Raw genomic sequence first — 13,974 nt, 5'->3', positions numbered from 1 at the left:
AATCCGGCGCCACCGCCATCGAATACGGCCTGATCGCCGCCCTGATCGCCGTCGTCATCATCTCGGCCGTCACCACGCTCGGCACCACGATCTCCGCCAAGTTCGCGGCCGTCACCACCGGCATGACCGGCGCCTGATAGGCCCAGGCCGAAACATCTTGAAGCCGGCCAGGGGGGCCGGGGTGGAAACACCCCGGCCCCTCGTCTGTCTGTGCCGCATCAAAGGGATGAACGTCGCGATAACCCTCTTCGCCGACCCAACCTTAACCGTTGCCCCCCATTGTTCGAACACGCCGGAGCTGACGCTGCGGCCCTATCAGTCAGCGTTCGCCCCCTCCAGACCAAGGACACCTACATGACCAAGTTCATCTCCAAGTTCGTTGCCGACGAATCCGGCGCCACCGCCATCGAATACGGCCTGATCGCCGCCCTGATCGCCGTCGTCATCATCGCCGCCGTGACCACCCTCGGCACGACCATTTCGTCCAAGTTCGAGGCCGTCACCACCGGCATGACCGGCGCCTGATACCGCCAGTCCAGTAAAGTCTTGAAGCCAGCGAGGGCCGGAGCGGAAACGCTCCGGCCCTTTGCCTTGTCCGGCCCGGAAACCGGGTCTTAACGGGACCGAGGCTAGAGGTGGATCATGGACACCGTGACCCTGCTGCTTCTGAGCCTGCTGCCCGGTCTGACGATCGCAGCGGGCCTTCGTGACCTGACCACGATGACGATCCCGAACTGGATTTCGGCGGCCCTGATCCTGGGCTTTTTCCCAGCCGCCTTCATGGTCGGGTTGAGCCCCATGAGCGTACTGGTCCATGTCGGTATCGCCGCCGGTGCCCTGTTCGTCGGGATGGGGCTGTTCGCAGCCCGGATCATCGGCGGCGGCGACGCCAAGCTGATGGCGGCGGCCTGTCTGTGGCTGGGGCTGAGCGGCTCGGGCGCCTTCATGCTGTGGACCGGCGTAGCGGGCGGCCTGTTCTGCCTTATGCTGATCTTCGCCCGCACCCAGGTCCGGCCCTATGTCGCCGGCGGCCCCGACTGGGTCCACCACCTGCTCGAGCCCAAGGGCGACATTCCCTACGGCGTCGCCATCGCCGTCGGCGTGCTGATGGCGTTTCCGTCGAGTGCGCTACTGACGACCTTCGCATCGGGAACCTGAAGCGATTCCGCGCTTAGGAGCGCGTTAACCCGCAGCCTTCATTCTCGTTAACGGCAGAGGCCGGGGGACCGATTCCACGCGCGCTCCCATCCTGCCGGAGACCGTCATGAAGCCCGCCAAGATCGCCGTCATCTGTATCGCCGCCGTCGCGGCCATCGGCCTGGCCTTCGTCGTGCGCGCCATGGGCTCTTCGGGCGGACAGCCCGTCGCCACGGCCACCGCAGGCCCCGCCGTTCCCGCCAGGCCCATGGCCAAGGTGCTGGTCGCCGCCCGCGACCTGGACCCCGGAAAGCGGCTGGAAGACGCCGACCTGACCTGGAAGGAATGGCCGGTCGACGAGGTCAACCCCGCCTTCATCACCGACGGCACCACCCCCATTCCCGTCCCCCCGACCACCGGAGAGGCCGCAGCGGCCGCCGGGGCTCTGGAAGGTGCAGCCGCCAAGCCGGCCGGTGCCGTCGCCTCGGTCACCCGCGCCGCCACCGACATGGCCACGGGCGGCGCCAAGGCCGACTATTTCGGATCGGTCGTGCGCGAGCCCATCCTGGCCGGCGAACCCATCGTGGCCCGCAAGATCGTGCGCGCCGGCGACAGTGGATACCTGGCCGCCTATCTGGAGCCCGGGATGCGGGCCATGGCCATCAAGGTCTCGGTCGAGACGGCGGCCGGCGGCTTCATCCTGCCCGGCGACCGGGTCGACGTCCTGCTGACCCAGCAGACCACCCTGTCCAACCTGGACGGTGCCAGCCAGGCCTCCAAGTTCCGATCCTCGATGGTGATGCAGAACGTCAAGGTTCTGGCCATCGACCAGACCACCCGCGCCGGTGAGGACGAACAGTCGGTCGTCGGTGCCACCGCCACCCTGGAACTGCGGCCCTCCGATTCCGAGGCCCTGGCCCTGGCCAAGTCCGAGGGCGAGCTGTCGCTGGTGTTGCGTTCCTATGCCGACACCGCCGGGCCTTCGGGCCGGGTTCAGGCGCCGCGTGAATCCTCCGCCGTCCGCATCTTCCGTGGCGGCGCTCCCGAAACGGTCGTGATCCCGTGAGAGGTTCGATGACATCCAGACTGCGCCCGACCTGGCTGCGCCGCGCAGGCGTGGCGGCCTCGGCCCTGCTGATCGGCGCATCGTCCCTGATGCCCGCAACGACCGTGGCCCAGACGGCGCGCACCGTTTCGGCGGGCGGCGAGGCACAGTTGGTCAACCTGCCGCGCGGGTCGTCGTTTGCGGTGGACCTGCCCGCCGACGCCCATGACGTCATCATCTCCAACCCGGCGATCGCCGAGGCCCTGACCCATTCGCCGCGTCGCGTGACCGTGATCGGCGTCGCGCCCGGCCAGACCGACGCGGTCTTCTTGGACGCCTCGGGCCGGACCATCCTGTCGCTGCGGGTCCGGGTCGATGCGGGCGTCTATGCCCTTCAGGACACCATCAACCGGATCGCGCCGGGCTCTCAGGCCCGTGCCGAGGCCGTCAACGACAGCATCATCCTGACCGGTCTTGTGACCAGCCCGGCCGAGGCCGACCGGATCGTCCAGATCGCCCGCGCCTTCGTGTCCGCGCCCGAGAAGGTCATGAACATGATGAGCGTCGCCGAGAGCGACCAGGTCACGCTCAAGGTCCGGGTCGTCGAGATCCAGAGAAACGCCATCAAGCAGCTGGGCTTCAACACCTCGGCGGTGCTGGGTCAGCTGGGCGACGCCCAGTTCCTGATCGGCCAGGCGGCCAGCTTCGGCGTCAACGGCGCCCTGCTGGGCGGAATTTCAGCCGGATCGTCGATCGACACGACGCGCAACTATCAGCTGGAACGTCCCTGCGGCTATGCAGCGGCTCCGGCTCAAATGTGCCCGTTCGTGGCCAATGGCATTGAAGACTCGCCCAACTGGGATGTCGCCCAGCCCGGCACCGGTCCCGGCGAGCGCGATCTGAACCAGGGCAATGCGACCATCAAGGCGTTCGAGCGGGTCGGACTGGTCCGCACCCTGGCCGAACCCAACCTGACCGCCGTATCGGGCGAGGCCGCGACCTTCCTCGCCGGCGGCGAGTTCCCGGTGCCCTCGGGCCGCGACCAGCAGGGCAATGTCAGCGTCGAATACAAGCCTTACGGCATCAGCCTGGCCTTCCGTCCGGTCGTCCTGACCGGTGGCCGTATCTCGATGCAGATCAAGGTCGAGGTCTCCGAACTGACCAGCCAGGGCGGCTTTACGCTCGGGGCCGGCACGGTCGGTGCCCTGACGCTTCAGGGTCTTCAGGTTCGCCGCACCGAAAGCACCGTCGAGCTGCCGTCCGGCGGGTCGATGATGATCGCCGGCCTGCTCCAGGAACAGACCCGCCAGGCCATCGACGGCCTGCCCGGGACGACGACCGGCATCCTGGGATCGCTGTTCCGGTCGCGCGACTATCTGTCGGGCGAGACCGAACTGGTGGTGATCGTCGAGCCCTATATCGTCACCCCGACCTCGCCGGGCCGGATGCAGACGCCCGCCGATGGCCTGCGCATCGCCACCGACATCCAGACCACCTTCTTCGGCCAGCTGAACCAGACCTATGGCAGCCCCGCCCCGACCGCCGTCGCCGGCGTCGGCTGGCAGGGCCCGGTCGGCTATGTGATCGAGTGAGCCCCATGATCGGCAGAACCGTCCGCACCGTCCTTCTCGCCGCCGTCGCCTCGGCGTCTCTGGCCGCCTGTATGGGTGGCCCGGCCGGGGGCGAGGGGCCCATGCCCCTGACTCCGACGTCGCGCTATTCGCTCCAGGTCGAGCCTGGCGTCGACCGGATCGCCCTGGCGGTTCGCGAGGACGGCGTATCTCCGGCCCAGCAGGCGGCCCTGGGTGCCCTGATCCGTCGGTTCGGCGCCGAGCGCGCCACGGCCCTGCGTATCCAGGCACCCGGCGGCGGCGACGTGGTCGCGGGCGATTTCGCCTACAGGATCAAGGCGGCGCTGGAGCATGGCGGCGTTCCGGGACACCTGATCCAGATCGAGGGCTATGACGCGCCGGACGCACGCGCACCGGTCCTGGTCGGGTTCGAGACCCTGGAGGCCGTGGTGCCCCAGTGCGGGCTTCAGTGGAACAATCTGGCGCGCACCGCCCGCAACGAGACCTCCTCGAACTTCGGCTGCGCGGTCAACGCCAACCTGGCGTCCCAGATCGCCAATCCGCGCGACATCGTCACGCCGCGCAACATGACCGCCTCCGACCAGGGCCGACGCGCCGTGGTCTTTGACAACTACCGCAAAGGCGAAGCCACCGCGGCCCCTCAAGAAGACCTGATCGCGAACGAGCGGGTCTCGCAGGCGGTGGACTGAGCGAATCATGAGTAACGCCTTCGCTCCACGCAGCTATGAGGCTTTCGAGGACGAGTTTGACCTGGACGGCGAGTTCGCGCCGGGGGCTGCGGGCGCGCGCGAGCCGCTGCAGTTCATGGCCCCGGCCGGAGCCTCGCCCCAGGCCGCTGCAATGCCACAGGTCACCGCCCTGCCCCAGGCCGGCGGCATGCCCGCATCCATGCCGGCGCCTGGCTACAACCCCGTGGGCGAGATGATCGCCGGGGCCCAGACCGCTTTGGCCCCCGCCCCCATGCAGACCGCCCCCGTTCACACGGCCGCGTCGCTGGGCGCGCCGATAGGGGCCGAGGTGTCGGTGCCGCGCATCGCCATCCACGTCTTCGCCGAACGCCAGGACACCCTGGCCGCCGCCGAGCGGGCAGGCCAGGACCGTCGTCTGTCGCGCGCCACGACCCAGATCCGCGTCGGCGGTGTTCCCGCCGCGGTCGAGGCCTATCATCACGAGCCGACGCCGCCGCTCATCATCGTCGAATGCCTGACCGATCCGCATTCGCTGCTGGCCCAGGTCGACGCCCTGGCCGAGGTCTGCGACGCGGGCACCAAGGTGGTGGTCATCGGTGCCTCCAATGACATCATCCTGTTCCGCGAGCTGATGCGGCGTGGGGTCTCGGAATATCTGGTCGCCCCGATCCAGCCGCTGCAGCTGATCGCGGCCATTGGCGGCCTGTTCGCCGACCCGGCCATGCCCTTCGTCGGCCGTTCGATCGCCTTCGTCGGCGCACGCGGCGGAGCGGGATCGTCCTCGGTCGCTCACAACACCGCCTATGCCATGTCCGAGCGGATTGGTGCCAACACCGTCATCGTCGACTATGACCTGCCGTTCGGCACGGCGGGGCTCGACTTCAATCAGGACCCGCTGAACGGCGTCGCCGACGCCCTGGGTCAGCCCGACCGGCTGGACGCCACGCTTCTGGACCGGATGATGGTCCGCTGCACCGACAAGCTGAGCCTGTTCGCGGCGCCCGCCACCTTGGACGTCGACTGGGACATCTCGCCCGACGCGTTCGAAGAGGTGACCAGCCGGATTCGTTCGACGGCACCCTTCGTGGTGCTGGACCTGCCGCACCTGTGGTCCGGCTGGATGCGCAAGACCCTGATCGCCGCCGACGAGGTCGTCGTGGTGGCGACGCCCGATCTGGCATCCTTGCGCAACGCCAAGAACATGATGGACCTGATCCGCGCCGGACGTCCCAACGACGCCCCGCCCCGACTGGTGCTCAACCAGATGGGGATGCCGGGCCGACCGGAAATCCCGGCCAAGGATTTCGGCGCCGCCCTGGGGGTCCACCCCAGCCTGATCATTCCGTTCGACGCCAAGCTGTTCGGAGCCGCCGCCAACAACGGCCAGATGATCATCGACGCCGGCGCCAAGTCCAAGGCGGCCGACGCCTTCCAGACCCTGGCCCAGATCGTCTCGCGTCGCGAACTGCCCGCCGTCGCGGGTCCGAAGGGCAAGGCCTCGGCCAAGGCCCCGTCGGAGAGCAAGTCGCTCTTCGGCAAGCTGTTCAAGAAGCGCTGACGGTCCCGCCGTGTTCGGTAAACGCACAGGATCGTCCAGCCCCTCGGCCTCCATGGCTCCTGCACGGCCTGCGCCGGAGCAGCCGGATCAGGGCGTCCAGACCCAGGCCTTCGCCTTTGCCGACGAAGCGCCCCAGCCGGCCCAGGCTTTCGGAACGGGCGGCACGGCGCGGCCGGCCGACCCGTCGGGCGGGGCCGATCGGCTGGATGCCCTGGCGGCCCGGCCCAAGCCCGCCGCCTCTGCACCCCCTCCGCCGTCGAACGGCCCCGGCCCCAAGGCCACGCCCGCCTTCGAACAGCTGAAGAAGGCCCAGGCGGTCACCGAGATCGTCCGCGAGCAGAGCGACTACTACCACGCCACGAAGACGACCATCTTCAACGCGTTGATGAACACCATCGACCTGTCGCAGCTGGCCCAGCTGGACACCAAGGCGGCGTCCGAGGAAATCCGGGATATCGTCGCCGAGCTGGTGGCGATCAAGAACGTCTCCATGTCGGTCGCCGAGCAGGAGCATCTGGTCCAGGACATCGTCAATGACGTGCTAGGCTATGGGCCGCTGGAACCGCTGCTGGCGCGCGACGACATCGCCGACATCATGGTCAACGGCGCCGGCCGGGTCTTCATCGAAGTGAACGGCAAGGTCCAGCTGACCAACGTCCGCTTTCGCGACAACACCCAGCTGATGAACATCTGTCAGCGGATCGTGTCGCAGGTCGGCCGCCGCGTGGACGAAAGCTCCCCGATCTGCGACGCCCGCCTGCCGGACGGCTCCCGCGTCAACGTCATCGCCCCGCCGCTGGCCATCGACGGCGCGACCCTGACGATCCGGAAGTTCAAAAAAGACAAGCTGACGATGAAGAACCTGGTGGAGTACGCCTCCATCAGCCCGGAAGGCGCCCGTGTCCTGGGCGTAATCGGCGCCTGCCGATGCAATGTGGTCATCTCGGGCGGTACGGGTTCGGGCAAGACGACGCTGCTGAACACCCTGACCGCCTTCATCGACCCGACCGAGCGGGTCATCACCTGCGAGGACGCGGCCGAGCTTCAGCTGCAGCAGCCGCACGTGGTCCGCCTGGAAACCCGCCCGCCCAACCTTGAGGGCCAGGGCGCCATCCACATGCGCGACCTGATCAAGAACTGTCTGCGGATGCGGCCCGAACGCATCATCGTCGGCGAGGTCCGGGGGCCTGAGGCGTTCGACCTGTTGCAGGCCATGAACACCGGCCACGACGGCTCCATGGGCACCCTGCACGCCAACAGCCCGCGCGAGGCCCTGGCCCGGATGGAATCCATGATCACCATGGGCGGATACGGCCTGCCGTCCAAGACGATCCGCGAGATGATCACCGGCTCGGTCGATGTCATCATCCAGGCCGCGCGCCTGAGAGACGGGTCGCGCCGCATCACCCACATCACCGAGGTGGTCGGGCTGGAAGGCGACGTGATCGTGACCCAGGACCTGTTCGTCTATGAGATCACCGGCGAGGACGCGAACGGCAAGATCATCGGCCGCCACCGCTCAACCGGCATCGCCCGTCCCCGCTTCTGGGACCGCGCCCGCTATTACGGGCTGGAGCGCGAACTGGCCGAAGCCCTGGACGCGGCGGAGTAGGCGGCGATGCTTCCCATCCTCGCGGCCATCCTGGCGTTCGTGACCATCGGCGGCCTGGGCTGGGTCCTGGTCGGCGGCGACGATTCCTCGACCCAGGCGCTGAAACGTGCCCAGGGCCTGGGGACCCGGACCCCGAACGCCAATCGAAAGGCCGCCCAGGCCGCCGTCGCCAACACGCCCGAAGCGCGCCGCAAGGCGATCCACGACCAGCTCAAGGAGGCCGACCGCAAGGAGCGCAAGGCCCGCATGACCATGGCCGCCAAGCTGAAGCAGGCGGGCCTGACCATGCCGATCCGGACCTTCTGGATCATCAGCGCGGGTCTGGCCGTCACGGCCCTGCTGTTGCCCCTGCTGCTCGGGGCCAACATCGTGCTGTGCCTCGGTCTGGCCGTCGTCTTCGGGGCGGGCCTGCCGCGCTGGATCGTCGGCTTCATCGGCAAGCGCCGCCGCAACAAATTCTCGCTCGAGTTCGCCAACGCCGTCGACGTCATCGTGCGCGGCATCCGGTCCGGCCTGCCGGTCCAGGAATGTTTCCGGATCATCGCCCGCGAAAGCCCGTCGCCCCTGGGGCCCGAGTTCCAGCGGCTGGTCGAGGGACTGGGCGTGGGCCTGACCCTGCCCCAGGCGCTGGACAAGATGTACGAGCGGATGCCGACCGCCGAGCTGCGCTTCTTCGCCATCGTCATCGCCATCCAGCAGAAGACCGGCGGCAACCTGGCCGAAGCTCTCGCCAACCTGACCACCGTGCTGCGCGCGCGCCGGATGATGGCCGAAAAGATCAAGGCCCTGTCGTCCGAAGCCATGGCCTCGGCCGGCATCATCGGCTCCCTGCCCCCCGTGGTCATGGGGCTCGTCTTCATCACGACCCCTGCTTACATCATGCTGCTGTTCACCGACCCGCGCGGTCAGGTGATGCTGCTGGGGGCCGGGCTGTGGATGTCCTGCGGCGTCTTCGTGATGAAGAAGATGATCGCGTTCAAGTTCTGATGAGGACCCGGCAACCATGACCGCCTTCCTCACCAATCCGCAGAACCTGCTCAGCCTCCTGGTCGGCGTCCTGGCCTTCGCGGCCCTGTTCACCGTGCTCAGTTCCATGAACGGCGGGGCCAGGCTGGAAGACCGGATGAAGGCCGTCTCGGTCCGCCGCGACGAGCTCAAGCGTCGCTCGCGCCAGGCCCTGGCCAAGGAGGGCGGCCTGCGTCACGCCGACGACGGCTTCCACAAGGACGTGGTCGAAAAGCTGAACCTGGCCAAGATGTTGGAAGACCCCAAGGTCGCCGAAAAGCTGGCCCAGGCCGGCTTCCGGGGGCCCAAGCCTCTGAACCGGTTCTATTTCTTCCGCTTCGCCTCACCCTTCATCTTCTTCGCCTTCGTCGGCTTCTATCTGTTCGTGTTCAACGATTTCGGCCTGCCGCTGATGGCGCGGGTGACGGCGACGATGGCGGCGACGGTGATCGGCTTCTATGCGCCCAACATCTATCTCTCGAACGTCATCGCCAAGCGCCAGCAGTCCATCATGCAGGCCTTTCCCGACGCGCTCGACCTGTTGCTGATCTGCGTCGAGGCCGGGATGTCGATCGAGGCCGCCATCCAGAAGGTCAGCCAGGAGATCGGCGGATCGTCGATCGAACTGGCCGAGGAACTGTCTCTACTCTCGGCCGAACTCAGCTACCTGCCCGAACGGCGCCAGGCCTATGAGGGGCTGGCCAAACGCACCAACCACGCCGGAGTCAAGTCGGTGGCCACCGCCATGGTCCAGGCCGAACAATACGGAACCCCCCTGGGCTCGGCGCTGCGTACCATGGCCAAGGAAAACCGCGACCTGCGCATGTCAGCCGCCGAAAAGAAGGCCGCCGCCCTGCCCGCCAAACTGACCGTGCCGATGATCCTGTTCTTCCTGCCGGTGCTGTTCGTCGTGATCCTGGGCCCCGCCATCATCAACATCCAGGACACGATGAAGGCCTCGGGCGGCTGATCTAGCCTTCCGCCGCCGCCTTCAGCGCCTCGCTGATCGCCACGACGGCGGGTTTGATGGCCTTCTTCTGCTTGTCGAACGCCAGTTCGCCCCGCAGGCCCGAATAGATCACGCCGTTGGCGAGGATGCAGTTCTCGGGGCCGAGCGTCTCGATCTCGTAGAAGCGGGCCACCGTGAACAGAAAGCCGCGCTTCTCGACCCAGACCAGTTGGCTGTTGGGTGTCCAGTCGCTGACCTTCGCCGTCACCACACGTTCCGGCAGGCCAGGTATCCGTTCGGTCAGGGTGACGGCGCCGCCGTAACCGACCGCGCCCGAAACGCCCGTCTCGACGGGGTTCCACTGATCCCACGACGCCAAGTCCGCGATGAAGGACCACAGACGCTCGGGCGGGGCCACGACCCCGATCCTGCTTTCGACCTTGAACTGCATGGGTCTGGATTTGCCACGCCTTTTCGGCGGAGGAAAGGCGCAAGCGTTCTGCCTTTCCGGCGGAAGAAAGGCGTTCAGTGGCCGCCTTCGGGTCCGGGCTGGGAGGCCGGCGGAGCCTCGATGGCGCGCCGGGCGCCGTGCAGCAGCGCCACCTTCAGGGACTTGCTGAACAGACAGACCGCCAGGGCCCCCAGCAACAGGGCGGCATTGGCCGCGAAAGGTGCCCATTCAGACAGCTGGTACAGGCCGACGCCGATGACCGGCGGGGCCAGGAAGCTGAGACCTGCCAGGGACATCATCAGGCCGGCGACCGCGCCCTGCTCACGCGGGCCGACCGCCAGGGACGAACCGGCGGTGAATCCCGGACGGGCGAAGCCGACACCCATCGATACGACCGCATAGCCCACCACCACACCGAAGAACCCGGGTGCCGCGATGGAGAGCAGGTTTCCGCCCAGCGCCAGGGCGGCACCCCAGCGCATAAGGTCACTGGCCTGGATCTTGAGCAGGGGGATCAAACCCCACTGGACCATCAGGGTCGCCGCCGCGCCAGCGAACATGGCCACGCCGATGAAGGGCTGGGCCTGGGCGGCCGTGATGCCCTGGGTCGCCATCTCGTCGATGATGTGGAAACCGAGGACCGAAATGTTGACCCCCTGCGCGCTCGTGACCAGCAGTCCGTAGAGCAGGAAGGCGCGCACGCGCCGGTCCTTCCACAGGCCCTTGCCGGTGCGGTCGGCCCGGCCGCTGGGCGACGGGGTTCGGATCACATCCCCGCTGGGCAGTCGCTTCCAGACGATCCAGAGGACGACCAGACCGCACGCCGCGAACGCATACATGGGCCCGGCCAGTCCCACGATCGGCAGGACGAAGAAGGGCGCCACCGTCGGCCCGATGACCGTGCCGAGCCCCTGGGCCGAGGCCAGCAGGGCCATGGCCTGGGTGCGGCCCGGCCCCGAGGTGCGATCCGCGACATAGGCCTGAGACGCGATCGGCGCGGCCGATCCGAACACGCCATAGATGGTGCGCGCCATGGCCATCAGCACGAAGGCGGCGATCGGCCCCATCCAGGCCTCAAGCCCCGCCGTGGCCGCCAGGCCGAACCCCGCCATGGACACCGTGAAGCCGCCCAGGCCGATCAGGATGACCCGCTTGCGCCCCAGCCTGTCGGACAACCGGGCCCAGACGGGTGAGGCGACCGTCCACATCAGGGCCGAGATGGCAAAAGCCGCGACCACCAGGGTGTCCGCCAAACCGAAGGCCCGGCCGATGTTCGGCAGCACCGACTGCAACGCCATATTGCCCGCCGCCGCGATCAGGCTGACGGCGAACAGGATCATGAAGGTGGGCGATCTGGGCGACACGCGACCGTCCTAAACCGGTCGAGGGCCCGCGTCACCTCGCCGCATCATTCTCCGACAATCGTCAGGCTGGGCTTGGCCCGGCGGCCGTCGTCCAGTCCCAGTCGCGCCTTAACCTCGAGCAGGTCGGCACCGACCGGCACGATCAGCAATTGCTTGGGCTGGGCGGCGTTGACGGCGATCACCGCATTCTTCGGACAGACGTCGAAACAGCCGGTTTCGATCACGGCCAGCTCGGCCTTGCGGCCCTTTCCGGCCTTCAGATATTTGCGCAGGGCCTTCTTCAGCGTCTTGTCGCCGTCGGGGCCGAAGCCGCCGCCTTTCAGCTTCTTCGAGCATTTCTTGCAGACCAGGACGACGTCGCGCCACTGGGTCCTGGAGGTCTTGATGGCCATGAAACGCAGATCGGCGAGATTGCGCGGTCTTGCAAGAGGGCACGTCGGCCTTGCGCCGATACCCCGGCGCCCCTCATGATCGGACCATCCCCGGAGACGCCATGACACGCCTGTTCGCCACCCTCGCTGCGGCCCTGACGCTGGCCGCCGGCACCGCTCAGGCACAGAGCTCCGACACCCTGTCGGCCGATGTCGCGACGGCGACGACGGCGGTCATGCCCCATGTCATCGAATGGCGGCGTCACCTGCATCAGAACCCCGAGCTGGGCTTCGCAGAGGTAAATACCGCCGCCTATATCGCCGAGCGGCTGAGGGCCATGGGGCTGGAGGTGACGACGGGCGTCGGCAAGACCGGGGTGGTGGCGGTGCTCAAGGGCCGCCTGCCCGGCGAACATGTGGTGGCGCTGAGGTCGGACATGGACGCCCTGCCGGTGCTGGAGGCGACCGGGCTGCCGTTCGCCTCGACCGCGACCGGGACCTATCAGGGTGCGACCGTGCCCGTGGCCCACGCCTGTGGTCACGACGCCCATATGGCCATGCTGCTGGGCGCCGCCGAGGTGTTGTCGGGCATGAAGGACCGCATCCCCGGCACGATCGTCTTCATCTTCCAGCCCGCCGAAGAAGGCGCGCCTCCCGGCGAACCCCTGGGCGGCGCCGCCCTGATGATCGAGGAAGGCGTGCTGACGGACCACAAGATCGAGGCCATCTTCGGCATCCACGTCGTGCCCGGAAAGGCCGGGACGCTGTTCTATCGGCCGCAGGGCTTCATGGCGGCGTCGGACCGGGTCGACATTACCCTCAAGGGCCGCCAGACCCACGGGGCCTGGCCCTGGCGGGGGGTCGATGTGATCGCCGTGGCCAGCCAGATCGTGACGACGATCAACACCCTGACGGCGCGCACGCTCGATCCGACGACGACGCCGACCGTCTTCACCGTCGCCACCATCAATGCCGGGGTGCGCTACAACATCATCCCCGAGGACGCGACGATGAGCGGGACGCTGCGCACCTTCGACGTCGCCTCGCGCGACGACCTGGTGAAGCGGGCGGAAGCCGCCGTCGACCATGTCGCAGAGATCTATGGCGCGACCGCCGAGTTCTCGATCCGCCAGAACGCGGCCCTGACCTATAACGACCCGGCCCTGTCCGAATGGCTCGCCCCCGTGCTGGCAGAGGCCCGCCCGGTCGGGACGGTCAATCCAGCCACCCCGCCGACCACGGTGGCCGAGGACTTCTCCTTCTTCCAGCAGAAGATCCCCGGGGTCTTCTTTCACCTGGGTGGCACCAGGGACGGCGTCGATCCGGCGACGACGGCGCCCAACCATTCCCCTGGCTTCGACGTGGACGAAAGTGCCCTGCCCGTCGGGGTGCGCGCCCATGTCATGACCGCAATCCGTTATCTGGAAAGGCCCTGACCATGACCGACATCACCCGCCTGGACCCCGGCGCCCGCATGAGCGAGGCGGTCATTCACGGCGACACCGTCTATCTGGCCGGTCAGGTTGGCGAGGCCGGCGACGACGTCACGGCCCAGACCAAGACGGTGCTGGCGGAAATCGACAGCCTGCTGGCGCGGGCGGGGACCGACAAGTCGAAGATCCTGATGGCCACCATCTGGCTGGCCGACATGGCCGATTTCGCCGCGATGAATGCGGTCTGGGACGCCTGGGTCGACACGGCCAATCCGCCCGCGCGCGCGACGTCGGAAGGCAGGCTGGCCACGCCCGACTATCGGGTCGAGATCATCGTGGTCGCCGCCAAGTAGGATGGGGACGGTGAGCGACAGCGAACTGGAACGGTTCAAGGCGGCACGGACCACCGCCCTGTTCCGTCTCGACCTGATCTCGAAGGGGGCGCAGATCACCTATGACGACGGGACGCCGGTGGACATGGCGTCGGAGAAGGCGCGGCTGGAGGATGTCGTCGCCGACATGGATCGTCGCATCGCCCGGATCGAACTGGCGACGGCCAAGGCACCGACGGGTCTGCTGCACTGACCCCAAAACGAAAACGGGGCCGGTGATTGCTCACCGACCCCGCAAGTCACTCGAAAAATCCGTGAAGGACTATTCGGCGGCCTTCAGCTGACCGGCAGATTCCTTGCCGGTGCGACGGTCGCGTTCGACCTCGTAGGAGATCTTCTGACCTTCGGTGAGGGTGTTCAGGTCGGACGTTTCAAC

The 13,974-nt window shown here is 67.7% G+C and carries 16 protein-coding genes and 1 pseudogene; 13 read left to right on the top strand and 4 right to left on the bottom strand.

The features are described from left to right. The 10 genes from ACILQR_RS11465 to ACILQR_RS11420 all read left to right on the top strand — a co-directional run. On the top strand, positions 1-137 hold a 137-nt coding region (locus tag ACILQR_RS11465; protein ID WP_395651545.1), incomplete at its 5' end, for a Flp family type IVb pilin. A 217-nt stretch (positions 138-354) separates the two neighbouring features. Further along, entirely contained in the window at positions 355-525 is a 171-nt protein-coding gene (locus tag ACILQR_RS11460) for a Flp family type IVb pilin (RefSeq protein ID WP_271146107.1), read from the top strand. 117 nt (positions 526-642) lie between these two features. Next, a complete protein-coding gene (locus ACILQR_RS11455; protein ID WP_395651543.1) occupies positions 643-1,158 on the top strand; it encodes a prepilin peptidase in 516 nt (171 codons plus the stop codon). Positions 1,159-1,264: 106 nt separating this feature from the next. After that, positions 1,265-2,203 carry a Flp pilus assembly protein CpaB gene (gene cpaB, locus ACILQR_RS11450; protein ID WP_395651542.1) on the top strand — a complete coding sequence of 313 codons (939 nt, stop codon included), beginning with the start codon at positions 1,265-1,267 and terminating at the stop codon, positions 2,201-2,203. Positions 2,204-2,211: 8 nt separating this feature from the next. Then, entirely contained in the window at positions 2,212-3,774 is a 1,563-nt protein-coding gene (locus tag ACILQR_RS11445) for a type II and III secretion system protein family protein (protein ID WP_395651541.1), read from the top strand. A 5-nt stretch (positions 3,775-3,779) separates the two neighbouring features. Beyond that, entirely contained in the window at positions 3,780-4,463 is a 684-nt protein-coding gene (locus ACILQR_RS11440; RefSeq protein ID WP_395651540.1) for a CpaD family pilus assembly protein, read from the top strand. Positions 4,464-4,470: 7 nt separating this feature from the next. Further along, positions 4,471-6,021 carry a cellulose synthase operon protein YhjQ/BcsQ gene (locus ACILQR_RS11435; protein WP_395651539.1) on the top strand — a complete coding sequence of 517 codons (1,551 nt, stop codon included), beginning with the start codon at positions 4,471-4,473 and terminating at the stop codon, positions 6,019-6,021. A gap of 52 nt (positions 6,022-6,073) precedes the next feature. Beyond that, a complete protein-coding gene (locus tag ACILQR_RS11430; protein ID WP_395651544.1) occupies positions 6,074-7,633 on the top strand; it encodes a CpaF family protein in 1,560 nt (519 codons plus the stop codon). A 6-nt stretch (positions 7,634-7,639) separates the two neighbouring features. Then, positions 7,640-8,620 carry a type II secretion system F family protein gene (locus tag ACILQR_RS11425; protein WP_271146102.1) on the top strand — a complete coding sequence of 327 codons (981 nt, stop codon included), beginning with the start codon at positions 7,640-7,642 and terminating at the stop codon, positions 8,618-8,620. A gap of 16 nt (positions 8,621-8,636) precedes the next feature. Next, entirely contained in the window at positions 8,637-9,608 is a 972-nt protein-coding gene (locus ACILQR_RS11420) for a type II secretion system F family protein (RefSeq protein WP_395651538.1), read from the top strand. A 1-nt stretch (position 9,609) separates the two neighbouring features. On the opposite strand, the gene ACILQR_RS11415 is transcribed toward ACILQR_RS11420, so the two are convergent. The 3 genes from ACILQR_RS11415 to ACILQR_RS11405 form a co-directional block, all read right to left on the bottom strand. Further along, the gene (locus tag ACILQR_RS11415) at positions 9,610-10,038 is read right to left on the bottom strand and encodes an SRPBCC family protein (protein WP_395651537.1); all 429 of its coding nucleotides are present in this window, start codon (positions 10,036-10,038) and stop codon (positions 9,610-9,612) included. 74 nt (positions 10,039-10,112) lie between these two features. Then, positions 10,113-11,402 carry an MFS transporter gene (locus tag ACILQR_RS11410; RefSeq protein ID WP_395651536.1) on the bottom strand — a complete coding sequence of 430 codons (1,290 nt, stop codon included), beginning with the start codon at positions 11,400-11,402 and terminating at the stop codon, positions 10,113-10,115. Between the two features lie 44 nt (positions 11,403-11,446). Next, a complete protein-coding gene (locus tag ACILQR_RS11405; RefSeq protein ID WP_395651535.1) occupies positions 11,447-11,794 on the bottom strand; it encodes a hypothetical protein in 348 nt (115 codons plus the stop codon). A 101-nt stretch (positions 11,795-11,895) separates the two neighbouring features. Here ACILQR_RS11405 and ACILQR_RS11400 point away from each other — a divergent pair, with 101 nt between their 5' ends. Genes ACILQR_RS11400 through ACILQR_RS11390 form a run of 3 tightly spaced genes read left to right on the top strand, consistent with a single transcriptional unit; the run spans position 11,896 to position 13,791 of the window. Further along, the gene (locus ACILQR_RS11400; RefSeq protein WP_395651534.1) at positions 11,896-13,209 is read left to right on the top strand and encodes an amidohydrolase; all 1,314 of its coding nucleotides are present in this window, start codon (positions 11,896-11,898) and stop codon (positions 13,207-13,209) included. Positions 13,210-13,211: 2 nt separating this feature from the next. Further along, positions 13,212-13,559: a RidA family protein gene (locus ACILQR_RS11395; protein ID WP_395651533.1), complete on the top strand. Its 348-nt coding sequence runs from the start codon at positions 13,212-13,214 to the stop codon at positions 13,557-13,559. 1 nt (position 13,560) lies between these two features. Further along, a complete protein-coding gene (locus ACILQR_RS11390) occupies positions 13,561-13,791 on the top strand; it encodes a hypothetical protein (RefSeq protein ID WP_395651532.1) in 231 nt (76 codons plus the stop codon). A gap of 69 nt (positions 13,792-13,860) precedes the next feature. On the opposite strand, the pseudogene ACILQR_RS11385 reads toward ACILQR_RS11390, so the two are convergent. After that, positions 13,861-13,974: pseudogene (locus ACILQR_RS11385) on the bottom strand (cold-shock protein); the annotation flags it as partial.

The organism is Brevundimonas sp., from assembly GCF_044239655.1.
Taxonomy (GTDB): Bacteria; Pseudomonadota; Alphaproteobacteria; order Caulobacterales; family Caulobacteraceae; genus Brevundimonas.
This window is presented reverse-complemented; position numbering and strand designations above follow the sequence as displayed.